General features: G+C 63.2%; 22 protein-coding genes and 1 tRNA gene. 11 read left to right on the top strand and 12 right to left on the bottom strand.

Features of this window, described 5'->3' with window-relative positions; genetic code table 11:
• Positions 1 to 96 precede the first annotated feature (96 nt).
• The gene (gene mgtE / locus CK228_RS07440; RefSeq protein WP_095787393.1) at positions 97 to 1,509 is read right to left on the bottom strand and encodes a magnesium transporter; all 1,413 of its coding nucleotides are present in this window, start codon (positions 1,507 to 1,509) and stop codon (positions 97 to 99) included.
• 426 nt (positions 1,510 to 1,935) lie between these two features.
• Here mgtE and CK228_RS07435 point away from each other — a divergent pair, with 426 nt between their 5' ends.
• The 5 genes from CK228_RS07435 (at position 1,936) to sucD (ending at position 6,977) form a co-directional block, all read left to right on the top strand.
• Entirely contained in the window at positions 1,936 to 2,556 is a 621-nt protein-coding gene (locus CK228_RS07435) for a response regulator transcription factor (protein WP_095773001.1), read from the top strand.
• A gap of 123 nt (positions 2,557 to 2,679) precedes the next feature.
• Complete coding sequence (locus CK228_RS07430; RefSeq protein ID WP_095773002.1) at positions 2,680 to 3,870, top strand: aminotransferase class V-fold PLP-dependent enzyme; 1,191 nt, start codon at positions 2,680 to 2,682, stop codon at positions 3,868 to 3,870.
• Positions 3,871 to 3,881: 11 nt separating this feature from the next.
• Positions 3,882 to 4,859 carry a CoA ester lyase gene (locus CK228_RS07425; protein WP_095787392.1) on the top strand — a complete coding sequence of 326 codons (978 nt, stop codon included), beginning with the start codon at positions 3,882 to 3,884 and terminating at the stop codon, positions 4,857 to 4,859.
• 19 nt (positions 4,860 to 4,878) lie between these two features.
• The gene (locus CK228_RS07420; protein WP_095773004.1) at positions 4,879 to 6,063 is read left to right on the top strand and encodes a malate--CoA ligase subunit beta; all 1,185 of its coding nucleotides are present in this window, start codon (positions 4,879 to 4,881) and stop codon (positions 6,061 to 6,063) included.
• Between the two features lie 14 nt (positions 6,064 to 6,077).
• On the top strand, positions 6,078 to 6,977 hold the full coding sequence (sucD, locus tag CK228_RS07415) for a succinate--CoA ligase subunit alpha (RefSeq protein ID WP_095773005.1): 900 nt from the start codon (positions 6,078 to 6,080) through the stop codon (positions 6,975 to 6,977).
• Between the two features lie 209 nt (positions 6,978 to 7,186).
• On the opposite strand, the gene CK228_RS07410 is transcribed toward sucD, so the two are convergent.
• From CK228_RS07410 to CK228_RS07400, 3 genes are all read right to left on the bottom strand, one after another.
• Positions 7,187 to 7,681, bottom strand: a complete 495-nt coding sequence (locus tag CK228_RS07410; protein ID WP_095787391.1) for a DUF302 domain-containing protein — start codon at positions 7,679 to 7,681, stop codon at positions 7,187 to 7,189.
• 67 nt (positions 7,682 to 7,748) lie between these two features.
• Positions 7,749 to 8,609 (bottom strand): alpha/beta hydrolase, encoded by an 861-nt coding sequence (locus tag CK228_RS07405; protein WP_095787568.1) that lies wholly within the window; start codon positions 8,607 to 8,609, stop codon positions 7,749 to 7,751.
• 148 nt (positions 8,610 to 8,757) lie between these two features.
• Positions 8,758 to 9,528 carry an alpha/beta hydrolase gene (locus CK228_RS07400; protein WP_095787390.1) on the bottom strand — a complete coding sequence of 257 codons (771 nt, stop codon included), beginning with the start codon at positions 9,526 to 9,528 and terminating at the stop codon, positions 8,758 to 8,760.
• Between the two features lie 213 nt (positions 9,529 to 9,741).
• Here CK228_RS07400 and CK228_RS07395 point away from each other — a divergent pair, with 213 nt between their 5' ends.
• The 4 genes from CK228_RS07395 (at position 9,742) to CK228_RS07380 (ending at position 13,820) form a co-directional block, all read left to right on the top strand.
• The gene (locus CK228_RS07395; protein WP_179295850.1) at positions 9,742 to 10,704 is read left to right on the top strand and encodes an AraC family transcriptional regulator; all 963 of its coding nucleotides are present in this window, start codon (positions 9,742 to 9,744) and stop codon (positions 10,702 to 10,704) included.
• 154 nt (positions 10,705 to 10,858) lie between these two features.
• Entirely contained in the window at positions 10,859 to 11,713 is an 855-nt protein-coding gene (locus CK228_RS07390; protein WP_095787388.1) for a MipA/OmpV family protein, read from the top strand.
• A gap of 17 nt (positions 11,714 to 11,730) precedes the next feature.
• Positions 11,731 to 12,498 carry a response regulator transcription factor gene (locus CK228_RS07385; protein WP_179295849.1) on the top strand — a complete coding sequence of 256 codons (768 nt, stop codon included), beginning with the start codon at positions 11,731 to 11,733 and terminating at the stop codon, positions 12,496 to 12,498.
• On the top strand, positions 12,495 to 13,820 hold the full coding sequence (locus CK228_RS07380; protein WP_095787387.1) for a HAMP domain-containing sensor histidine kinase: 1,326 nt from the start codon (positions 12,495 to 12,497) through the stop codon (positions 13,818 to 13,820). The genes CK228_RS07385 and CK228_RS07380 overlap by 4 nt, the downstream gene beginning before the upstream one ends.
• A gap of 87 nt (positions 13,821 to 13,907) precedes the next feature.
• Here the strand turns inward: CK228_RS07380 and CK228_RS07375 are convergent.
• A tRNA-Leu gene (locus CK228_RS07375) sits at positions 13,908 to 13,992 on the bottom strand.
• A gap of 235 nt (positions 13,993 to 14,227) precedes the next feature.
• On the opposite strand from CK228_RS07375, the gene lipB reads away from it, so the two are divergent.
• Positions 14,228 to 14,971 carry a lipoyl(octanoyl) transferase LipB gene (lipB, locus tag CK228_RS07370; protein WP_095787386.1) on the top strand — a complete coding sequence of 248 codons (744 nt, stop codon included), beginning with the start codon at positions 14,228 to 14,230 and terminating at the stop codon, positions 14,969 to 14,971.
• Positions 14,972 to 14,991: 20 nt separating this feature from the next.
• Here lipB and CK228_RS07365 read toward each other — a convergent pair whose 3' ends face one another.
• From CK228_RS07365 to mce, 6 genes are all read right to left on the bottom strand, one after another.
• Complete coding sequence (locus CK228_RS07365) at positions 14,992 to 16,242, bottom strand: site-2 protease family protein (protein ID WP_095787385.1); 1,251 nt, start codon at positions 16,240 to 16,242, stop codon at positions 14,992 to 14,994.
• Between the two features lie 476 nt (positions 16,243 to 16,718).
• Positions 16,719 to 17,447 (bottom strand): ABC transporter ATP-binding protein, encoded by a 729-nt coding sequence (locus CK228_RS07360; RefSeq protein WP_179295835.1) that lies wholly within the window; start codon positions 17,445 to 17,447, stop codon positions 16,719 to 16,721.
• On the bottom strand, positions 17,399 to 18,685 hold the full coding sequence (locus CK228_RS07355; protein ID WP_095787384.1) for a lipoprotein-releasing ABC transporter permease subunit: 1,287 nt from the start codon (positions 18,683 to 18,685) through the stop codon (positions 17,399 to 17,401). Before CK228_RS07355 ends, CK228_RS07360 begins: the two co-directional genes overlap by 49 nt.
• Positions 18,682 to 20,010: a proline--tRNA ligase gene (proS, locus tag CK228_RS07350; protein WP_095787383.1), complete on the bottom strand. Its 1,329-nt coding sequence runs from the start codon at positions 20,008 to 20,010 to the stop codon at positions 18,682 to 18,684. Before proS ends, CK228_RS07355 begins: the two co-directional genes overlap by 4 nt.
• Before the next feature lie 654 nt (positions 20,011 to 20,664).
• Positions 20,665 to 20,949, bottom strand: coding sequence for a DUF1467 family protein (locus tag CK228_RS07345; protein WP_010910093.1), 285 nt, complete (start codon positions 20,947 to 20,949; stop codon positions 20,665 to 20,667).
• The gene (gene mce, locus CK228_RS07340) at positions 20,946 to 21,350 is read right to left on the bottom strand and encodes a methylmalonyl-CoA epimerase (RefSeq protein WP_095787382.1); all 405 of its coding nucleotides are present in this window, start codon (positions 21,348 to 21,350) and stop codon (positions 20,946 to 20,948) included. Before mce ends, CK228_RS07345 begins: the two co-directional genes overlap by 4 nt.
• A gap of 227 nt (positions 21,351 to 21,577) precedes the next feature.
• Between mce and CK228_RS07335 the strand changes: the two genes are divergently transcribed.
• On the top strand, positions 21,578 to 22,372 hold the full coding sequence (locus tag CK228_RS07335) for an MBL fold metallo-hydrolase (protein WP_245437988.1): 795 nt from the start codon (positions 21,578 to 21,580) through the stop codon (positions 22,370 to 22,372).
• Positions 22,373 to 22,393: 21 nt separating this feature from the next.
• Here the strand turns inward: CK228_RS07335 and CK228_RS07330 are convergent, their stop codons facing one another.
• Entirely contained in the window at positions 22,394 to 24,064 is a 1,671-nt protein-coding gene (locus CK228_RS07330; protein ID WP_095787380.1) for a ribonuclease J, read from the bottom strand.
• Positions 24,065 to 24,118 lie beyond the last annotated feature (54 nt).

Genomic DNA, 24,118 nt, shown 5'->3' with positions numbered 1-24,118 from the left:
GCGCTGCCTCCCGTCCCGAACCAAACCCTTGCCCGCCGGAATCGACATGGCCCCCGCACGAGCCTCGCACGGCATTTACGTAAAAGTCAATTGAGGCTACCTGACGCCGAACCACCAGCTTGCGAGGCCGAGGAAGGCGAAAAAGCCGACGCAGTCGGTGACGGTGGTGACGAAAACCGCCGACGCCACGGCGGGATCGATCTTGAATCGGTCGAGCATGAGCGGGATCAGGATACCGGCAAGGGCGGCCGCGAACATGTTGATGATCATCGCCGCGCCGATGATCCCGCCCAGATTGGGATCACGAAACCACAGGGCGGCGACGATGCCGATCAAAACGGCAAAGACAACGCCGTTGATGAAGCCCACACCCATTTCGCGGCGGATGATTCGGGCGGCGTTGTAGATGTCGAGATCCTTCGTCGCCAGCGCCCGTACGGTGACGGTCATGGTCTGCGAACCAGCATTGCCTCCCATGCCGGCGACGATCGGCATCAGCACGGCGAGCGCCACGATCCGCTCGATCGTGTGGTCGAACAGCCCGATCACCGATGCCGCCAGGAATGCCGTGACAAGGTTGACGAGCAGCCAGGGAACGCGCGAACGCGAGGTTGCAAACACCGTGTCGGAAAGTTCCTCGTCGCCGACGCCGCCCATGCGCAGCAGATCTTCCTCGGCCTCCTGCTGAATGACGTCGACGACATCGTCGATGGTCAGCACGCCGACCAGCCGCTCGTTCTCGTCGACGACGGCGGCCGACAAGAGGTCGTACTGCTCGAATTCGCGCGCCGCCTCTTCCTGATCCATGGTCGCCGGAATGGCGTGGCGCGTCTCATGCATGACATCCTCGACCTTGACCGCGCGCTTGGTGCGCAGGATCTGGTCGAGATCGATGGCGCCGACGAGCTTGAAGGTCGGATCGATGACGAAGATCTGACTGAAACGGTCGGGAAGGTTCTTGTCCTCACGCATGTAGTCGATGGTCTGGCCGATCGTCCAGAACGGCGGCACCGCGACGAACTCCGTCTGCATGCGCCGCCCGGCGGTCTCTTCGGGATAGTCCAGCGAACGGCGCAGCCTGATCCGTTCGGTGAACGGCAGTTGCGACAGGATCTCGTCCTGGTCTTCCTTTTCAAGGTCTTCGAGAATGTAGACGGCGTCGTCGGAATCGAGTTCCTGCACCGCCTGCGCGATCTGCGCATTGGGCAGGTGATCGACGATCTCCATGCGGATCGCCTCGTCGACCTCGGTCAGCGCGGAGAAGTCGAAATCGGCGCCCAGCAGTTCGACCAGCGCGCGCCGCTGTTCGGGATGCAGCGCCTCGATCAGGTCGCCGAGTTCCGACTGGTGGAGATGGTCGACTTCATGCTTGAGGGTCGGCGTATCGCGGTCGGCGATCGCGGCGCCGATCTGGGCAAGGAAGGACGAAAGGACCGCACCGTCCTCGCCATAGATGTCAGCGTGGATGTCGTCGGCCGCCTTGGCGGAGATCGTCTGCTTGTCCTCCAACAGCGCCTCCCGCCATTCCCGGAAAAATCGTGTCTCAGGTCTAGAGCATCGGACCTTAAAGCGGAAACCGGTTTCGCGAAAATTCGATGCACCTCGCCTGCAGACGCGATTCGATTTGAGAACTTATCGCTCTAAGGCACGGAATATCAAACGAAACGCTGGTTCCATGCCACGTGGTGAGCGTATCGCCGGATGTCTGCCCTGGCGGCGCCTGTCCCATCAGCAACCAGCGAATCGCGGCTTCAGACGGCGCGACAGCCGATGTCGCTTGGGAAAGAGCACCCCCGCGCGATTGGGGCAGAATTGTCATGGTACGGGTCCAGGCCTGAAGCCTGACCTCGGAGTTGCGGCACAACCACCCCAGGACAAAAACGGCCCTTGAACAGCAAGCCCGGGAAAACGAGCAAGGCAATTGGCGACCGGCGCATGCGCATTGTCGTCGCCGAACGCAATCCATTCGTCATATCGGCGCTGCGCGAGATGCTCGAATGCGATGGCCGGTTCGACTTGTTGGGCAGCGTGCAGAGCGGCAAGCAATTCCTGGATCTGGCGGCGAAGGGCGGATTCGATGTCGCAATCATCGGCTGGAAGCTCGCCGACATGGACGGCGCGGACGTGCTGGCCGAGGTCCAGAGCCGCAAGCTCGACGTGCGCATCACCGTCTTTTCCAACGACCATGACATCGGCATCCTGAAGCAATGCGTGCGGCTGGGGGCGCAGGGCTATTGTTTCCAGTTCGACGATCCGGCCATCATCTTCGACACGATCCTGGCGGTGGCGCATGGCCGCATCTGCATCCCCTATATCGACATCAACAAGGTCAACGACACGCCGCTCGCGCAGCTCACGGTGCGTGAGCGCGAGCTGCTGGCGGTGCTTTCCGACGGCTGGACCAATCTGCAGATCGCCACGCGCACCGGCATTTCCGAGAACACGGTGAAGTACCACCTGAAGAATCTCTACGACAAGCTCGACGTCCGCAACCGGGCGATGGCCGTCGCGCTCTATGCGCGCGAGAGGCGCACCCAGAAGCAGCCTTTCGGGTAGGCCAACCGGGTAGGCCCGCCCCACCCGCTCGCGGCGAGATCTTACCCGCCAAGGTGTTGTTGGCTTTAGCCGTCGAAACGAAACTCCCCCCACCGCTTTGCTGGATCAGGAGGAGTTCGCACCATGGCCGGTTTCACCCATCTCTTCATTCCCGGACCGACCAACATCCCCGAACAGGTCCGGCAGGCGATGAACCTCCCAATGGAGGACATGCGCGCCGCATCTTTCCCGGATCTGACTTTGCCGCTGTTCGAGGACATCAAGACAGTCTTCAGGAACGAGACCGGCCGCGTCTTCATCTACCCGTCCTCGGGCACCGGCGCCTGGGAAGCGGCGATGACCAACGTGCTCAGCCCCGGCGACCGCGTGCTGATGTCGCGCTTCGGCCAGTTCTCGCATCTGTGGGTCGACATGGCCGAGCGCCTCGGCTTCGAGGTCGATGTCATCGACTGCGAATGGGGCACCGGCGTGCCGCTCGAGCTCTATGCCGAGCGGCTGAAGGCGGACAAGGCGCACCGCATCAAGGCCGTCTTCTGCACGCAGAACGAGACGGCGACCGGCGTGACCAGCGATGTCGCCGGCTGCCGCGCCACGCTCGACGATGCCAACCACCCTGCCCTGCTCTTCGTCGACGGCGTGTCGTCGATCGGCTCGATCGATTTCCGCCAGGAGGAATGGGGCGTCGACTGCGCCGTCAGCGGCTCGCAGAAAGGTTTCATGCTGCCCGCCGGCCTCGGTTTCCTTTCCGTCAGCAAGAAGGCGCTTGTCGCTTCGCGAACCGCCACCCACCGGCGCTGCTTCTTCTCCTTCGAGGACATGATCCGCGCCAACGATGCCGGTTATTTCCCTTACACGCCGGCGACGCAGCTGCTGCGCGGCCTGCGCGCCTCGCTCGACCTGATCGCCGAGGAAGGGCTGGGCAACATCTTCGCCCGCCATCATCGCCTCGCCGAAGGCGTGCGCAAGGCGGTCGACGCCTGGGGCCTGAAACTCTGCGCCAAGGCGCCGAAATGGCACTCCGATACGGTCAGCGCCATTCTGGTGCCGGAAGGCATCGACAGCGCCGACATCGTCAAGCGCGCCTACCGTACCTACCAAACCTCGCTCGGCGGTGGCCTCAACAAGGTGATGGGCAAGGTCTTCCGCATCGGCCATCTCGGCTGGCTGAACGAGGTGATGGTGCTCGCCTCGCTGTCGGCGGCCGAAATGGCGCTGCTCGATTGCGGCGTCAGGCTGGCGCCGGGCTCCGGCGTCGGCGCCGCCATCCAGCATTTCCGCGCCTCGGCCGCCGTGCCGGTCGCCGAAGCCGCCTGAGGGAGCCGACGATGAGCCACACCATCAACCATTTGAAGAAATTGCGGCTGCAGCGCAGCGAGCTGGCGGTTCCCGGCTCCAGCCCGGAAATGATCGACAAGGCAGCCAACAGCGCCGCCGACTTCGTCTTCCTCGACATCGAGGACGCGGTCGCCCCGCCCGACAAGGAACGCGCCCGCAAGAACATCATCCAGGCGCTCAACGACATCGACTGGCGCGCCAAGGGCAAGACCGTCTCGGTGCGCATCAACGGGCTGGATACGCACTACATGTACCGCGACGTGGTCGACGTCATGGAACAGGCCGGCGACCGGCTGGACACCATCCTGGTGCCGAAGGTCGGCGTGCCGGCCGACCTCTACATGGTCGAGGCCATGGTCAACCAGATCGAGATGGCCAAGGGTTTCAAGACCCGCGTCGGCCTCGAAGCGCTGATCGAGACGGCGCTCGGTATGGCCAATGTCGAGGCGATCGCCGCGACGCCCGGCCGGCTGGAAGCCATGCATTTCGGTGTCGCCGACTATGCCGCAAGCTGTAAGGCGCGCACCGTCAACATTGGCGGCCTCAACCCCGACTATCCCGGCGACCAGTGGCATTTCGCCCTGTCGCGCATGACGGTTGCCTGCAGGGCCTATGGCCTGCGCGCCATTGACGGGCCGTTCGGCGATTTCTCCGATCCCGAGGGCTACATCGCCGGGGCCAAACGCGCCGCGGCGCTGGGCATCGAAGGCAAATGGGCGATCCACCCCTCGCAGATCGCGCTCGCCAACGACGTCTTCTCGCCGCCGGAAAAGGAGGTCGCGCGGGCCAGGCGCATCCTTGAGGTGCTCAAGGAAGCCGAGGCTCTGGGCAAAGGCGCCGCCGCACTCGACGGCAAGATGATCGACGCCGCGTCGGAGCGCATGGCGAGGAACGTTCTGGTGGTCAACGAAGCCATCGAACGCGCCGGCCAACTTAACCAACGGGAGCCGCGCGTCGCCACGCATTGAAAGTTACGGGAGGACAACAATGGACATCCACGAATATCAGGCCAAGGAACTGCTCGCTCGCCACGGCGTGCATGTGCCGCGCGGCGGGCTGGCCTACAGCCCCGAACAGGCGACCTACCGGGCGCGCGAGATCGGCGGCGGCAAATGGGTCTTGAAGGCGCAGGTTCATTCCGGCGCGCGCGGCAAGGCCGGCGGCATCAAGCTGTGCGCCAATGACGAGGAAATCTCCAGCGCCGCCGAAGCCATGCTCGGGCGCAAGCTGGTGACGCAGCAGACCGGACCGCGCGGCAAGCTGATCTCCAGGCTCTACCTCGAGGAGGCCGTCGATATCGCGCAGGAGCTCTATGTCGGCTTCGTGCTCGATCGCAAGGAAGAGCGCGTCATGATCGTTGCGTCGGCCGCCGGCGGCATGGAGATCGAGGACATCGTCGAGAAGGCCCCCGATTCCATCCTGCGCACCACGGTCGATCCCGGCGTCGGCATGCAGCGTTTCCAGGCCCGCGAGATCGCCTTCGGGCTCGGCCTCGACCACGACCTGATCGGCAAGGCCACCGAGACCATCTTCAGCTGCTACCAAGTGTTCCGCGACTACGACGCCTCGATGCTCGAGATCAATCCGCTGGTGGTGACCCGCGACGGCAATCTCGTGGCGCTCGACGCCAAGATGTCGTTCGACGAGAACGCCCTGTTCCGGCGGCCGGAAATCTCCGAACTGCGCGACAAGAGCCAGGAAGACCCGCGCGAAACCTTCGCCAGCGACCGTGGCCTCTCCTATGTCGGCCTGGACGGCAATATAGGCTGCATCATCAACGGCGCCGGTCTCGCCATGGCGACGATGGACATGATCAAGATCGCCGGCGGCGAGCCGGCCAACTTCCTCGACATTGGCGGCGGCGCCTCGCCCGAGCGGGTGGCGAAATCCTTCCGGGCAGTGCTGGGCGACAAGAATGTCGAGACCATCCTGGTCAACATCTTCGCCGGCATCAACCGCTGCGACTGGGTCGCCGAGGGCGTCGTCAAGGCGATCCGCGAGGTCGGCGTCACCGTGCCGCTGGTGGTGCGGCTCTCCGGCACCAAGGCCGAGGAAGGACGCCGCATCCTGGCCGATTCCGGCGAGGCGGTGATCGTCGCCGACACGCTGGCCGAAGCCGCCGAAAAAGCCGTCGCCGCCTGGCGCGCGGCCGCCAAGAAAAAAGCAGCCTGAGGGAGGTCGAGAAAATGGCAATCCTGCTCAACCGCAGCACCCGCGTCATCGTCCAGGGTTTCACCGGCAAGATCGGCAGCTTCCATGCCGAGGACATGAAACGCTACGGCACCAAGCTGGTCGGCGGCGTCACCCCCGGCAAGGGCGGCCAGACGCATCTCGGCCTGCCCGTCTTCAACACGGTCAAGGGCGCGGTGCGCGAGACCCGCGCGGAGGCGAGCATCGTCTTCGTGCCGCCGCCCTTCGCCGCCGATTCGATCATGGAAGCCGCGGATGCCGGCATAAAACTCTGCGTCTGCATCACCGACGGCATCCCCTCGCAGGACATGATGCAGGTCAAGCGCTACATGCGCCGCTACCGCTACGAGGACCGCATGCGGCTGATCGGCCCGAACTGCGCCGGCATGATTACCCCTGGACAGGCGCTGATGGGCATTATGCCCGGCAACATCTACCTGCCCGGCCGCGTCGGCATTGTCGGCCGCTCCGGCACGCTTGGCTACGAAGCCGCCTCGCAGATGAAGGCGCTCGGCATCGGCGTGTCCACCAGCGTCGGCATCGGCGGCGACCCGATCAACGGCTCCTCCTTCAAGGACATGCTGAAACTGTTCGAGCAGGACGACGAGACCGACGCCGTGGTGATGATCGGCGAGATCGGCGGACCGCAAGAGGCGGAAGCCGCGATTTGGGCACGCGACAACATGCGCAAGCCCCTGATCGCGTACATCGCCGGCCTCTCCGCCCCGAAAGGCCGCCGCATGGGCCACGCCGGCGCCATCATCTCCGCCTTCGGCGAGTCGGCGCAAGAGAAGGTCGAAATCCTGAAGGAGGCCGGGGTGATCATCGTACCGACGCCGTCGTCGTTTGGCGAGGTGGTTGCCGATACGCTGGCGCGGATGAAGAAGGCGGCGTGATTTCCGCGCCTCTCCACGCTGGGGGCCGCTCACATACGCCGGTGCAAGCCTCCCGGAGAGTCGGCGATTACCCTTGGCGGGCGCCGCCCGCCGAGAATTGAAACCTCCAGCGCCGTGCCGGGCGTGCCAAGCCCCAGCGGCAGCAGTACCGATGCCATGTCATGGCCAAACGTGTGGGAGTACTCTGCCGCCTGAGCGTCACCATGAGCTTAGTTTGTGCATTCGCGTAGCAAGGTTGTGATTTTCGCATCGAGATTGCGAGCTACGGCAAGAGCCTCCAAACTGCCATAAGGGAGCAGACAACTCTCCATTTTGTCGTAGGAGACGTGCACGCCATCGGGACGTTCATCAACAAGGACTGTGACTGGAGCGTAAGATCCAGCATCGGAAACGTGCTTGACCATTTCTTTCATGATGAGTGGATTGCCCACCAGGAACCGCATGCTCTTGGGAGTCTCGGTTCCAGTTTCGCGGCGCAGAATGGCGCCCAGGTCGAATTCCGCGAAAAGCAGGAGACCTGTGCGGCCTAGGCCGCTTTGCACAACACGCTCCAAATCCGAGAAGGAATTTGCAGCCCTCGTCGCCTTGAAAAATTCGACAATGTCAGGTTGCCCGACCGCTGACTTGAGCGCGGCCACAACGGAGTCGAATGGTTTGGAACACTTCAGGCTGAAACGCTCAACCTCGACCTTTGCGAGTGTCATTTCTTTCTCCGTAACAGCTCTCAAGAATCAAGGTGCGACCGATCGCGCCGGATTATGCCACCGCCGATTACGCCTCCAGGAAGGTCCGGACGTGGCCGACGAACAATTCGTGGTACTGAAACAGGGCGCCGTGGCCGGAATCGGGATAGAGGACCAGCTGGGCGTTGCTAAGAGCCTTGAACATTGCGTAGGCGTTGTCCGCCGGCAGCATGGTGTCGCGGCTGCCGCTGACCACAAGGGCGGGCTGGTGGATGGCGCGCAGAAGGGCGTGCTCGGGATCAGGCGTGGCACACCAGGTAATAAGCGCTTTGGCCTGCGGATCCGTCACCGCGCCGCCGTTGTCAGTGTCCCGATCTTCCTGACGCACCTTCGCCCGCTTCAGGAAAGCCAGGCCGGCAGACTGGCTGGCGGACGACTTCGTGAAGAATAGTGGCAGGCGGACATCCGGCGCGTCGGTTTGGGAAAACGCGTCCTGGAGAACCGTCAACAGATGCTCTTCTCCGCCTCTCGGAGCCGTGCCGACGAGGATGAGCTTGCGCACCAGCCGTCCGTGCTCGGCGGCGATCTGCTGGGCGACGCAGCCGCCGAGGGAAAAGCCAAGAAGGTCGACTTCGGAGAGGCCGAGCAGTTTGATAAAAGCGACCGCGTCTCGAGCCATCGCCACGATATTGTCGGGCGTTTGGCCTGTCGAGCGGCCGACCCCGGTGTTATCGAAAGCGATCACCGGTCGATCGGTGGCCAGCACATTCACGACGGCGGGGTCCCACGCGTCGATGTTGCCCGAGAAATGCTGCAGGAGAACAAGCACCGTTCCGGTCGATGGGCCGAGGCGGCGATAGGCGAAGCGGATACCGCCGCCTTCGATGTAACGGGTGGGCGCTGTTTCTAGCGTTGCGGCGTCCTGGCTCGAGGTGTCGAACTCAGTCATGTCATCCTCCGGATGCTTGGCATAGATAATCGAGTGGGAGTAGCTGGTGCGGTTTTGGCCAGGTTTGAGCCGTTCGCGGACCAAGGCATTCCGTAGTCCGCCGAGCACCCGTGGTGCTCCCGGCACGAAGGCGCCGGGAGCACCCTCGTCACTTCACGAGCGCGGCCTTTTCAATCACCGCGGCGACTTCCTTGGCGTGGACGACCAGGGAGGCATGGCTGCCGGCGACATCCGTCGTCTGGGCCTTCATCCTGTCGGCAAACAGCTTCTGGACCTCGGGTGCGATGACCTTGTCCTTCGTGCTGATCACATAGAACGTCTGCTTGTCGTGCCAGGCTGCCTTATCGACTGGAGCCTCGAACGCCGTGTGGTTCAACGGGAGCTGATGGTTTGCCAAGGATTCGGCGATCTCCGCAGGAAGGTCAGCCGCGACTGCCGAAGGAAACACTTTGGGGTCGATGTAGAGGTTGCCCTTTTCGTCGGGATGAATCGCCGCGGCGCCTTCGGTTGCCGGACCGCTCTTGGATAAGCTCGCCAGCGATTCTCCGACGTCGGGCGCGAATGCGGAGACGTAGACGAGCGCCGAGACGTTGGGATCGTCACCTGCCTGCGTGATGACCACACCGCCCCAGGAGTGGCCAACGAGGACGGTCTTGCCGTTCTGTTTCGCGAGCGCCTGTTTGGTGGCGTCGACGTCCGCCGCGAGCGAGGTAAGCGGGTTTTCGACGAGCGTTACGTTGTAGCCCTTCTTCGTAAGGATATCGGCGACCGGCTTCCAACTCGTCTGGTCGACGAAAGCGCCATGGACGAGCACGATATTGTGAGCCGCCCCCTTGTGCAGTTGAGCTGATAGGGCGGGGGCGGCGACTGTTGCTCCGGCCATGAGGACGGTGGCGACTGAGAGTAGAAGATTTTGCATTGGTTGCTCCTGTTGAGATGACGGACGACGCGGGTCCGAGGAAAGGCAGGCGTGTCGGCAACAGTCGCGGTTCTCCCATCTGCCGTTCGGGTGATGGTTGCCGCATTTGACGTCGGCCCGCCACGACATGACCTAATCCGCGGGCATTCCGGACGATAGGGATCAATCGTCCAGATGTTGCGTCCGATCGTCCATCGGGTTAGTCTCGGCGGCATGGACATCCTCGCCCAAGTGCTCGATCGCGTTCGTCTCGGCGGGACGCTGCTCCTTCACTTCGAGCTCGGCCATCCCTGGCATCTTGAGTTGCCGGCGCGCCCCTACGCGCTGTTTCACTATCTCAGCCAGGGCTCAGCGACCCTCGCGCTCGGACAGGGGCAGGAAATCCAGATGACGGCGGGCGATTTTGTTGTCATCACGCGCGGAGAGCCCCATGTGTTCTATTCGGATCGCCGGGCCGAGCCTTTGCGGATTATGGATATCGATCGATCGTCGCCACGTCTGGTCTTCGTTCGTCACGGCACCCGCGCAAAGCCGCTCTCGACCATGATCTGCGGCAATTTCACGGTGTCACGGCCGATGTTCGGCAGCGTGCTGGAGCTGCTTCCGCCCGTGCTCCTGCTAAAGCCGACGGCGGACGGTGATTGGCTTGAAGCAATCCTGCGCCGCATGTTTAGCGAGACCACGCTCGAGCGTCCTGGCCAACGCGTCGCACTTTCACGACTGACGGAAGTGCTCTTTGTCGAGGTGCTCCGAAGCTGGATCGCGTCTCTCAGCCCAGGACAAGGCGGCTGGCTCGGGGCCATATCTGACCCGCATATCGGACCGGCGCTCAAGCTGATTCACGAAAGCCCCGAGCGGCCCTGGACCCTGAGCGACCTTGCCCACCGCGTCGGGCTCGGTCGCTCGGTATTTTCGGCGCGCTTTACCAAGCTAGTCGGCCAGTCCGTGTACCGTTATGTGATCGAACGCCGGATGGCGGAAGCTGCGTTCCTGCTGGAAACCAGCGATGAGTCCATCGCACGGATTGCGAACCGGGTCGGCTACGAGACAGCGGCGGCGTTTTCGAAGCTGTTCCATCGACATCATGGCCTGTCGCCTGGCCGTTATCGAGCGGTTCGCCGATCTGACGGTGGCCGAAGGCAAGGGGGCGTTCTGGTAGCGGAAGTCGCCGATTGACCTCCCGCGCTTGTGATAGCGTGCTCGTAGACGAGCCAAGATCAGGCCAAGATTGCGCAACAAGACTTAACATCACTTCACGCATGCAGCCATTTTCACCTGAAATAGTCCGGATCATCGGGGGCTCTTACTGCCTCTCTGCTCTGGAGCATGCATGTTCAAAATGGTTTCTGGACTCTTCGCCGGCCGGGCCTCTCTCGCGGCGATGGCAATCCTGTTTTCAACGCAGTCGCAGATCGCGCAGGCGGCGGACGCCATCGCCGTCGACACCGAGGATCTGACCCCGCCGCCCGATCCTTCGCGTTTCGGGCGCTTCGAACAGAAACTGGCCGACTGGCATGTCGTGCTGGGCGGCGGCGCCATCATCGTCCCCAAATATGAGGGCAGCAACGAGTTCAAGGTCATGCCGGTGCCTTTCATATCGGCGACATTCCTCGACACGGTGAGAATCGATCCGACGGGCGCCAACATCGCCCTCTATGAACACGGGCCGTTCGAACTCGGCGCGCGGCTTGGGTACGACATGGGCCGCAAGGAGGACGTTGCCGATCATCTGCGCGGCCTGGGGGATGTCGACATGGGCGCGGTCGTCGGCGCCAAGGCGGCGGTGAAATTCGGTCCAGCGGAAATCTTCGCGCAACTGGACAAGACCATCGGAGGCAGCGACGGCGTGCAGGGCACGCTTGGCATCGAGGTGACGCGGCCTCTCTCCCAATCGTTGATTGTCGGCGCCGGCGCATCGGTCACCTTCGCCGACGAGAAATACATGCAGGCCTATTTCGGCGTCACGCCGGAGCAGTCGGCTCGCTCGGGGCTGGCGCGTTATGATGCCGGCGCCGGGTTGAAGCGCGCCGATTTTTCGATTTCCGCCACATATATGCTCAATCGGAACTGGATGGTGCGTGGCCAGGCGGGGGTCGGCATTCTTATGGGGGACGCTGTCGACAGCCCTGTTGTCGCCGACAAGGTCCAGCCCTCGGGGATGCTTCTCGTCGGATATCGGTTTTGATGGCCACACATAATACAATGCAGGCCGCGCTAGGCTCCAGCCGGATCGATCTGAACGCCGAGTTCAAATCGCCGAGGCAAGGCCCGTATATCCTCATTGTCGAAGACGATATCGAGATCGCCCGCATGCTCGGCGAGACGCTGACGGAAAACGGCATGATCGTGGAAATCGCCGCCAACGGCGTCCGCATGAACGCCGCGCTTCGCAACCAGAAATTCGATCTCATCGTGCTCGACATCATGCTGCCTGGCGAGAACGGTCTCAGCATCTGCCGCCGGCTTCGTGCGCAAACGAACGTTCCGATCCTGATGCTGACGGCGCTTGGCGAGGAAATCGACCGCATCTTCGGACTGGAAATCGGCGCCGACGATTACGTGACCAAACCGTTCAGCGCGCGCGAACTGACGGCAAGGATAAGGGCGTTGCTGCGCCGCACGGCTTACGCTCCCGACGAACGCGACCGCACAAAGGTGCTTCGCTTCAACGGCTGGCGCCTCGATCCCGTTCGCCGGCAACTGCATGATCCCAGCAATGCGCGGGTTGCGACCACGACGCATGAATTCGACCTGCTGCTGGCGTTCTGCCGCAATGCGGGCCGGGTTTTGTCGCGCGAGGAGCTTCTCAGCGTCACCCATGCCGGGCTTGCCGGCCCGATCGAGCGAAGCGTCGACGTCCATGTCAGCCGGATCCGCCAGAAGATCGAAAAGGACGCGCGCGATCCGGTTCTTCTCAAGACTGTACGGCTGGGTGGCTACATCTTCACCGCCACGGTGGAGGAAGCGTGAGGCGCTTGGTCCGCCGTTTCCTGCCGCAGTCGGTGCGTGGGCAGTTCGCGGCGATCATTTTCATCGCGGTGATCGGGATCATGTCCGTCGGATCGGTCGTCGAGGGTTTGATAGCGAATATCGACCTTCCTGTCGTTGAAGATAGCGCCAGGCGGGCTGCGGTTGTCGCTGCCTTGTTGCGCGAAACACCAACCGAAGCCCGCGGCGCCGTTCTGGCTGCGGCGACGCGCGCGGGCTTTGATTTCAAGATCCTGCCCAGGGAGCAGATCAGCAATACTCCAGATTCCTATCTGCAATGGCGAAGCATCGGATGGCTTCTCCAGATCGAGAGCGGCTCGATCCCTGGGCGCTGGAAAAGGATCGGCCGCCAATACGCGTTTGTCATCGATCTGGACCGGCAGAGCGTCCTGGCGCATTTCGGCATGCCCGATTCGTGGCTGACATCAGGCTTCGTCCGTGTCTCGTTCTACAGGTTCATGGCTTTCATCGCCTTGCCCGTGCTGATCTGGCTGTTTGCGGTCTGGGCCGTGACGGAGCCGTTGAAGCGCATCTCGAACGCAGTGGGGGAAGCCGAGATCGAGAATGGCAACGAGCTTTTCGCCGAGCGCGGCTCCATCGAAATGGTCGGCCTGGCGCGCGCGCTGAACAGGATGCGAACGCGCATCCGCACCATGATCGAAAACCGCACCCGCATGCTGCGCAGCGTCAGTCATGATCTGCGGACGCCGTTGACCCGGCTGCGGCTTCGCGCCGAGCGCATGGATGACGGCCCCGTTCGAACCGGCATATTGTCCGACGTCCAGCACATCGAAGATCTGATCGACGAAACCCTGACCTATCTGCGCAACGACGTCTCGATGGAAAAGCTGCAGCGGGCCGACATTGCCAGCGTGCTGCAAACCGTCTGCGCCGAATTCTCTGATGTCGGGTTTTCGGTTTCCTATTCCGGGCCGGACAGGCTTCTGGGCTGGTGCAAACCAAATGCGCTGGCGCGCGCCATCACCAATTTGTGCGACAACGGGGTCAAATTCGCCGGCAACGTCACCGTCGCATTGACGCAGACCGACACGGCAGCGCGCATCGCGGTGGGCGACGATGGGCCTGGCATTTCGATGACGGCGCGCTCCCGCGTTTTCGAACCCTTCTTCAAGGAGGACATGTCGCGCGGCGTCGCGTCGAAACACGGTTTTGGTCTGGGTCTCTCGATCGTGGCTGACATCATCCAGGGCCATGGCGGCAAGATCGAGTTGCGCGACAATCAGCCAAGCGGCCTCGTCGTGACCGTCGATCTGCCGAATGGGCCAGAGGTCCGGCCCTTATAGGAAGGGCGGCGCGCCCTATTCAGGGTCTGATGATCCCAGATTGCCGGAGGTTATCTCAAGGCGTCCGAAGGCTTGCTTCAGGAAATTTGGTGCGGTCGAGAAGACTCGAACTTCCACGGGTTGCCCCACAGCGACCTCAACGCTGCGCGTCTACCAATTCCGCCACGACCGCACGTGGTAGGAGCCGGAACCGACCGGCTCGCGGCGTGTAGCAAATCGTCTCCGGCGAAACAAGTGCGCGATGCGCAATAATCTCAACCGATTGGCATATCGGCCCACAGGATCGGAATGAGCATGCGGAACTGGACGTTTGCACCCGATATCGCCATATGGAAGGCGGATGCATGTTGCCCAAAAGTGCGAGGCGGTTTTGGGATCGCGGCACGCACGAACAAAAACGAAGACCCATGACAGAACGCAGCCAGATCGCCACGTCGTTCCTGCCTCTCCCCGGATCGGCGCCGGTCGAGTGGCGCATCGAGCCCGGCCTGACCGCCTACCCCGATGCGCTGGCCTTCATGGAAGCGCGGGCCGGGGCGATCCGCAGCGGGGCCGCCGGCGAAATGGTCTGGCTGGTCGAGCATCCCCCGCTCTACACCGCAGGCACCAGCGCCCGCATCGAGGACCTGATCGAGCCCGATCGCTTTCCGGTCTTTGCCGCCGGGCGTGGCGGCGAATACACCTATCATGGGCCAGGCCAGCGGGTCGCCTATGTCATGCTCGACCTGAAACGGCGGCGCGAGGACGTGCGCGCCTTCGTTGCCGCGCTCGAGCAGTGGATCATCGGCACGCTCGCCGCTTTCAACGTGCGCGGCGAACGCCGCGAGGACCGGGTTGGCGTCTGGGTGGTGCGGCGCGATCGCCCTGCCCTGCCGGACGGCTCGCCGGCGGAGGACAAGATCGCGGCAATCGGCATAAGGCTGCGGCGCTGGGTGAGCTTTCACGGCATCGCCATCAATGTCGAACCGGAGCTCGAGCATTTCGGCGGCATCGTGCCATGCGGGGTTCAGGACCACGGGGTCACCAGCCTCGTCGACCTCGGCCTGCCCGTCGGCATGGCCGATCTGGACCTGGCGCTGAAATCAGCCTTCGAGGATGTTTTTGGTCCCGTGGCGGCTTTGCCGGCCGAGGCTGCCCGCAAGACGGGTTGATCCTTTCAGGCCCAACCCGCTCAGAGCAACTGCGCCGACGCCCACAGAACGCCGCAGCCATGGATGACGAACACCGCCAGCAGCGCGCCGGCGATGGCGAAGCGGTCGACGGTACCGATAGGCTTCAGCTCGTAACGCGGCTTTACCCCGCTGCCCATCGTCAGCAGGCTGAGGATTGAAAAGACCGCTCCGGTCGCCAGCAGGAAGCCGGAGGAAAAGCCGGCCTGCCAGCCCACCGCCAGGAACGCCGAGAGCAGGAAAAACGAGGCCAGCGCCAGCACGACCGGCCCCGGGCAGATCTGGCGCAGGACCTGGCCGCCGTCGAACTTCCACACCGGCACCAGATTGGCGATGTTGAACAGGGCCGCGCAGCCTGCCAGCGCCGCCAGCAGCGCTGCCGCGCCCTTATGCCCCTCGCTGCCGGCCAGCGCACTGGCGGCGATGACGATCGGCACCAGGAAGGCGGAAAAACCCGCTCCCATCAGCGCCACGAAGGCCACTTCGAAACGGCTGTTGTAGGGCCGGCCGCCAATGGCGATGCCGCCGAGCAGCGGGATGAAGATCATCCGCGCCTTGCGGTGGCCCATCAGCCGGAATGCCGCCATGTGGCCGAGTTCGTGCAGGGCCACGACGGACGTCAGGATGGCGGCCAGCGCCAGCCCGCCAAGATGGAGGCCGAAGAACGGCCACAGGATCAGTGCCGACAGCACGGCAAAGCCGACCTGGCTCAGCGGATGCTCGAACCAGCCGCCCTTGCGGTACTGCCCGGTCATCGCCCAACGTTGCAGCTTGGACAGTTCGCGGCGCATGGCGAAGTAGCGGAACACCAGAAAGGCAACGCCGCGGTAACGATCCGTCCGGCCAAGCGTCACCCGCGTACCGCTGCCTTCGGAAACCAGCTCTGCGGTTTCGCGATAGTCTTTCCAGAACGAGGCATCGAGCGCGGTATCCTCAAGCACGCGCATCGAGAAGCGGCTGCCCTCGACGACATCGTCAAACCGAGCCCTGCGCTCGATCGGCCCGCCGTCGCGGCCTTCCCACGACAGCATGATGCGGGACACGCCCTCCCCGTCCAGCGGCTCGGCCGACAGGATCTCGCCGGACCAGCCGGCATCGCTGCCAAGCGGCCACAGCGCCTGCCAGAGGCGCTGGCGGTTCATCGCAATCACGCGGCTAACCCTGACCGTGCGCGAACCAAGCGGCACGGTCATCAAGAGAAAGATCAGCCCGAGATTGCTGGCCACCAGAATGGCCGTGACGATGGGCGACACCTGAATGTTGCTCCCTGCCTGAGTGGCGCACCTTAGCGCCGCGGCGGCAAGAAAGGCTTAACGGGGAAGCGGGTTTCACCCGCCAGGAACGACGGCGGCGAGAGCCGCCAGATCACATGGCGCCGATCCAGATCGCCATGGAAATGAGGAAAGTGCTCATGCAAACCAGTGAGATGACATCCTGAACCAGATCGGTCATAACTCTCTCCTGTTGTTGATATGTTCGCAATTTGTTCTAATTTTGTTTCAATGTCAACGCGCAGAATCCGGCCTCGCCCAGAATCTCCGGGCGATCAGATTGGCAGGGTTAAGGAAAGGTTGACGGCGCGGCGCTTATCAACAGGCCACGACAATGCGTGACGACAGGCCCTCGGCGAGGTTCGACAAACCTGATGAAATTCGTCGAACCTATCTTCGCTGAATCGCCGCTAGATCTGTCGATCTTCCGGTCCGTTCGCCTGAATGTCGGCACGGCCTTAAAGCGGCACGACCTTGCCGTCGGCGAGCGTGACGCGCCGGTCCATGCGCGATGCCAGCTCGTGATTGTGGGTGGCGATCAGCGCCGCGAGGCCCGATTGCTTGACCAGCGCGCCCAGCGCCTCGAAGACATAGGAAGCGGTGACCGGGTCGAGATTGCCGGTCGGCTCGTCAGCCAGCAGCACCAGCGGGGCGTTGGCGACGGCGCGGGCAATGGCTACGCGCTGCTGTTCGCCGCCCGAGAGTTCGGACGGCCGGTGCGACGCGCGCTTGCCGATCTGCATATAGTCGAGCAGTTGCGCGGCGCGCTCGGCCGCTTCCTTGCGCGGCAGGCCCTTGATCAGCTGCGGCATCATGATGTTTTCCAGCGCGGAAAACTCCGGCAGCAGATGATGGAACTGGTAGACGAAGCCGACATCGTTGCGGCGGATCGACGTGCGTTCGTCGTCGGAGAGCCGCCCGCAGGCGCGGCCGGCCAGGATCACATCGCCGGCGTCAGGGCGTTCCAGCAGGCCGGCCGTGTGCAGCAGCGTCGACTTGCCGGTGCCGGACGGCGCCACCAGCGCCACCATCTCGCCGCGCTTCAGCGAGAAATCCGCGCCGTTCAGGATGGTGAGCTTGCGCGGCCCCTGGACATAGTGCCGCTCGACGCTCTTCAGCTCGATAATGACCTCGGCCACTACTCGTACCTCAAGGCTTCGACCGGATCGAGGCGAGCCGCCCGCCATGCCGGAAACACCGTTGCCAGGAAGGACAGGCCAAGCGCCATGATGATGACATAGGTCGTCTCGCGCGGATCCATCTTCGCCGGCAGCTGGCTGAGGAAATAGAGTTCCGGGTTGAACAGCACCTTGCCTGTCATCCAGGAGAAGAACTGGCGGATCGATTCGATGTTGGTGCAGATGACGACGCCGAGCAGCACGCCGGCAAGCGTGCCGGTGACGCCGATCGCCGCCCCCGTCATCAGGAAGATGCGCAGGATGGCGCCGCGCGAGGCGCCCATGGTGCGCAGGATGGCGATGTCGTGCCCCTTGTCCTTCACCAGCATGATCAGTCCCGAAATGATGTTGAGCGCCGCCACCAGCACGATCAGCGTCAGGATCATGAACATGACGTTGCGCTCGACCTGCAGGGCGGAAAAGAAGGTCTCGTTGCGCTGGCGCCAGTCGACCATCTCGATGGGCCGTTGCGCCGCCTCTTCCACCTTCGGTTTCAGCGCGTCGACATTGTCGGGATTGTCGACATAGATCTCGATCGTCTGTGCGCGGCCATCCATGTTGAAATAGAGCTGCGCTTCGGAGAACGGCATGTAGACGATGGACGTGTCATATTCCGACATGCCGACTTCGAAGATCGCCGCGATCTTGTAGCCTTTCATCCGCGGCGTCGTGCCGATCGGCGTCACGTCGCCATCGGGCGAGATGAGCGTAATGGTGTCGCCCAGCGTCAGGCCGAGATTCTCGGCCATGCGCTTGCCAATGGCAACGCCCTCGCCCGAATCGAAACCGGCGAGCGAGCCCTGCTTGATGTTGTTGGCGACGATGGCGATCTTGCCGAGATCTTCGGCGCGTATGCCGCGCACCAGCGCGCCGGTGCCGCCGCCGACATTGCCTTGCGCCAGCACCTGGCCGTCGATCAGCGGAATGGCGTATTTGACGCCGGACACGCCGTTGATGCGGCCGGCGACCTGGGCGTAGTCCTCAAGCGGCGAATCGAGCGGCTGCACGATCAGGTGGCCGTTGACGCCAAGGATGCGCGTCAAGAGTTCGGCGCGGAACCCGTTCATCACGGCCATGACGACGATCAACGTCGCCACCCCCAGCATGATGCCGAGGAAGGAGATCGAGGCGATGACCGAGATCACCGTCTCCTTGCGCCGCGAGCGCAAATAGCGCCAGGCAACCGTGCGCTCGAAGAAGGAGAACGGGCCGGCGCCCGCCGATCTTGCCGCCGCCGCCTCGCTCATGTGGCGACACCGAAGCGTTTTTTCGCATCGGCGATCGGCAGCGTCTCGCGCTCGCCGGTCCTGCGATTCTTGATCTCGACCTCGCCGGCGGCCACGCCGCGCGGTCCGACGATCACCTGCCAGGGCAGGCCGATCAGGTCGGCGGTGGCGAACTTGCCGCCCGGCCGCTGGTCCGTGTCGTCGTAGAGCACATCCTTGCCGGCGGCGGTGAAGGTGGCATTCAGCTCTTCGCTGACACGGTCGCAGTCGGCGTCGCCCACCTTCATGTTGATCAGGCCGATGTCGAACGGCGCCACGGCGTCGGGCCAGATGATGCCGTTCTCGTCATGGCTGGCTTCGATGATCGCCGCGACCAGGCGCGACGGGCCGATACCGTAGGAGCCGCCGGAAGCGAAATGGTCCTTGCCGTCCGGGCCGGTCACCTTGGCGCCCATAGGCTTGGAATATTTTTCACCGAAATGGAAGATGTGGCCGACCTCGATGCCGCGTGCCGAAACCTTGTCGCCCTCGGGGACCTTTTCCCAGGCGGCTTCGTCATGCATCTCGTCGGTGGCGGCGTAGGGCGTCGTCCACGTCTTGACGATGTCTGATATCTGGCCGTCATTGGCGAAGTCGGTGTCGGCGCCCGGCACGGCAAGCGAAAGATAGTCGCGATGGCAGAAAACCTGGCTTTCGCCGGTATCCGCCAGGATGATGAATTCATGGCTGAGGTCGCCGCCGATCGGCCCGGTGTCGGCGCGCATCGGAATCGCCTGCAGGCCCATGCGCGTAAACGTCCTGAGGTAGGAGACGAACATCCTGTTGTAGGCAGCCCTCGCGCCCTCGAAGTCGAGGTCGAAGGAATAGGCGTCCTTCATCAGGAACTCGCGCGAACGCATGACGCCGAAGCGCGGCCGCACCTCGTCGCGGAATTTCCACTGGATGTGGTAGAGGTTGAGCGGCAGATCCTTGTAGGACTTCACATAGGCGCGGAAAATCTCGGTGACCATTTCCTCGTTGGTCGGACCGTAGAGCATGTCGCGGTCCTGGCGGTCCTTGATGCGCAGCATCTCCTTGCCATAGTCATTGTAGCGGCCGCTTTCGCGCCACAGATCGGCCGACTGGATGGTCGGCATCAGGATCTCCAGCGCGCCGGCGCGGTTCTGCTCCTCGCGGATGATCTGGCAGACCTTGTCCAACACCCGCTTGCCGAGCGGCAACCAGGAAAAACTGCCCTGCCCCTGCTGGCGGATCATGCCGGCACGCAGCATCAGCCGGTGCGAGACGATCTCGGCTTCGCGCGGATTTTCTTTGAGGATAGGCAGGAAATAGCGCGACAAACGCATGGACTGGTCCGTGAATGAGAACGGCCACGCCAGAATCGGCGCGACGCAGGCTTGCTTGCCCCGGCTTCATAGCCATTTCATGACTGAATGGAAACCCGGGCATGGCGGCACATCAGCGCGCCACGGCCCGGAATCCTCCGGTTTCCGGACCAGGCCGTGCCGGCATTCGGCGTGCCGAACCTCTTCAGTTTGGGCCGCCAATTCTTTGCGCGCGTCAATCCGGAACATGCCGCAAAGGCTCCGTCGAGCCTTGCTGGTCGTTTCCCAAGCAATGCATGCCATACTATTGTGCAGTGCAGCACGAGAATGCCTGTTTCGAGGCAAAATTCTTCGTGACATTTTCATTCGGCTTGGGCTAGTGTGCCGCGATAACCGAGAGGGCGGAGAAAAATCTGCTCTCCTACGCGGTCAAAGTCTTGGGAGGATGCGATCTAGGCGCGGTTACTCGCTGCCGCCGGAAACCGGAAACAGATCGGACGCGTTTAATTGCAAGGCCTCGTGCCTTGCATTTTTTTTGTGCAATCATCTGGTTAGCGCGGCGTGCTGCGAGGTCACATGACCCAGCGTCAGCAAGCGGTCAGTCGTGAAATATGGCGGCATCTCGATCCGCGTCAGTGGCGCATCGACGTCGTCGCGGCACTCTTGCCGGGCGATCTATTTCGCCGGGGTCTGGCCGAAATCCGGCACGATATGCGGGATGTCGTTGAGGCTGTAGCCGAGCCCGTGCGTCAGCCCATAGAAAATGCCCATGAGGATCGCCGTGGCGATGGTGGTGCGGATCACCGCGCGCAGCATGTGCGGCCCGCGCGGCGCGCTTGGAACCGTGCCCAGCGTCACGTCATGGTCGTCGTCCTGCGTGCGGACGCTGAACGGCAGCACGGCGAAAAGCACCACCCACCAGGTCGCGAAAAACAGGGCGGTGAACGAAACCCAGCTCATGATTGCTCCAGTTCGATCAGCGTGCCGAAGAAATCCTTCGGATGCAGGAACAGCACCGGCTTGCCATGCGCGCCGGTTTTCGGATTTCCGTCGCCCAGCACGCGCGCGCCGGCGGCCTTGATCTGGTCGCGCGCGGCCAGGATGTCGTCGACCTCGTAGCAGAGATGATGCATCCCGCCTGACGGGTTCTTCGCCAGGAACGCGGCGATCGGCGAGCCCTCGCCCAGCGGTTCCAGCAATTCGATCTTGGTGTTGCCGACATTGACGAACACCACCGTTACGCCATGCTCCGGCAAAGCCTGCGGCTCCGTCACATCGGCGCCAAGCGTGTTGCGGTAGGCGGCAACGGCAGTAGTCAGATCCGGCACCGCAAGCGCGACATGGTTCAGCCGTCCAAGCATGAGCGAGCTATCTCTCTTCTGTCACTGGCTGGCGTCATACGTCAAATCAGCTGAGATCAACAGCCATTCACGAGGCGCGCACTGTCGCACGTTGGTGAACATTCTGACGAATCACGATCGAGGCTATTCCGGCCCGCAACCGCAAAGTACAAACGGCAATGTCCTACATCCGCCCTGCCCGCGCCCGCGTTTTCACCTTCGATCTCGGCTCATTCAAGATTGCCGCCTTGCTCGACGCTGTCGATGTTCGCGACAACCTCGCGGCAGCGTTCGCGGCCAGACAGCCGCCAACCGCGGTGCATCAACTCGCGGTCTCGAACTTCATCGACCGGGATCGATTCGAACATTGTTTCATCCCGACGCTGATCGACACCGGATCCGAAAGGATCCTGTTCGACACCGGATGCGGCGATGAGGGCAGTTCACTCCTGGACTGCTTGAAGGACCTTGGACTCGGGCCTGATGATATCGACGTGGTGGTCATCACCCACGGGCATCCGGACCACATCGGTGGGCTTGTCAGCAACGGCAAACCCGTTTTCGGCCGGGCACGCTATGTGTTCGGCAAAGCTGAATTCGCTTTCTGGACCGAGGCAACAGCGGTGCGCCCGGCCAGGTTGGCCAACCGTGATCTGTTCCGGCAGATTTGCACCGGACTGGCCGACCGGGCAACGTTCATAGCGCCTGGAGATGAGGTGTTGCCGGGCATTACCGCCGTCGACGCGTCAGGCCATTCCCCCGGCCTGCTGGCATTTCTCGTCGAAAGCGGCGGCCAGCGATTGCTGATCTGGTCGGATGCGTTCCTGCACTATGTCGTGTCCATCCAGCATCCGGAGTGGCATGCGGATTTCGATGATGACAAGGAACGGGCGATCGACACCCGCAAACGTTTGCTGAAGATGGCGGCGGAACAGCGCCTGCTGGTCGCCGGCCATCACATGCCGTTTCCTGGCTTGGGCTACATCGAAGCGGTGAACGGCTCTTGTCGCTGGCTTCCGGTCAGCTACCAACTGAACGTCTAGACCAGCGAACCGACGCTACCGTCATCTGGTGACAAACACCGTCACCAGCGGTTTCTTGCCCCAGGCTTCGTTGGCGGCGCCACGCACCGCGCGCCGCACCGCTTCCTGAACCAGGTCGAGGTCCTTTCGCCGCTGGCGGGGAATCGAGTCCACCGCGCCGACAGCCGCATCGATCATCAAATCCTCCAGCGTCTCGCCGCTGGCGTCGGCCTCGGCGACCCCGATGGCGACCAGATCGGGATCGCCGGCCAGTTCATATTTGTCGTCGAGCACCACATTGACCGCGACATGGCCGGCAAAGGACAGTTTGCGCCGGTCGCGAATGCCCATCGCCTGGTCGGTGCCGATCAGATTGCCGTCCTTGTAGATGCGGCCGAACGGCACCTGGTCGATAATGGTGGCGGGGCCAGGAGCGAGCCGCAGCATGTCGCCGTCGCGCACCTGCGCCACCTGGCCGATGCCGGAGGTCGACATCAGCGAGCCCTGCGCCACCAGATGCGCCGCCTCGCCATGCACGGGAACGCCGATCCGCGGGCGCACCCATTCATACATCTTGCGCAATTCGCTGCGCCGGGGATGGCCGGAGACATGCACCAGCGCGTCGCCGTCCTCGATGATCTTGATGCCGAGGTCGATCAGGCGGTTCTTGATCTCGAGGATCGCCTTCTCATTGCCGGGGATGGTGCGCGAGGAAAACACCACCGTATCGCCCGCCGTCAGCGAAACCGATTTCATCTCGTCGCGCGACAGTTTCGCCAGCGCCGCCAGCGGCTCGCCCTGGCTGCCGGTGCAGATGATGACCAGGTTTTCGCGCGGGATGAAGCCGAAATCCTCCTCGGCAATGAATTCCGGCAGGCCGTCCATATAGCCAAGCTCGTCCGCCACATCGATGACGCGCTTCAGCGAGCGGCCGAGCACCAGGCACTGGCGGCCGGCATCGCGCGCCGCCTTGGCGATGGAGACGATACGCCCGACATTGGAGGAGAAGGTCGTCACGGCGACCCGGCCGACCGCACTCTGGATGACGCCCTTGAGCCCCTCGCCAACCGCCACTTCCGACGGCGATTCCCCTTCCCGCAGCGCATTGGTCGAATCGCAGATCAGCGCCAGCACGCCCTTGTCGCCATAGGCACGGAAACGTGCCTCGTCGGTCTTCGGCCCGATCGTCGGTTCCGGATCGATCTTCCAGTCGCCGGTGTGGATGACGGTGCCGGCCGGCGTGGTGATGGCAAGCGACATCGGCTCCGGGATCGAGTGCGCCACCGGAATGGCTTCGATCTCGAAGGGGCCGACGGTGAATTTCTCCCCGGCCCGGTAGATCGTCAGCGGAATCTTCGGCGCCCCCTGCTCGCCCTGCCGCTTGGCTTCCAGAAGCCCGGCACTGAACGGCGTCATCCACACTGGCGCTTTCAGCCTCGGCCAGATATCGAGCAGCGCGCCATAATGGTCCTCATGCGCGTGAGTGATGACGATGCCGCGCAGATTGGCGAGGTTTTCCTCGATGAAGCGCGTGTCGGGCAGGATCAGGTCGACGCCCGGATGCGCCGCGTCGGGAAAGGTGACGCCGACATCGATGACGATCCATTCACGCGCGCTCGGCGGGCCGTAGCCGTAGAGGGCGAAGTTCATGCCGATCTCGCCGACGCCGCCGAGCGGCACGAAGACGAGTTCGGCGTTTTCCGCTTTCGCCATGATTTTTCCCTTCCTGGCCCTCAGGCCAAGCCGTTAAAGCAATTCCAGGAAACG

It is taken from the genome of Mesorhizobium sp. WSM4312 (genome assembly GCF_002294875.1).
Lineage (GTDB): Bacteria > Pseudomonadota > Alphaproteobacteria > Rhizobiales > Rhizobiaceae > Mesorhizobium.
Note: the sequence above shows the minus strand (reverse complement) of the source record. Positions and strands in the feature narration are given on the sequence as shown.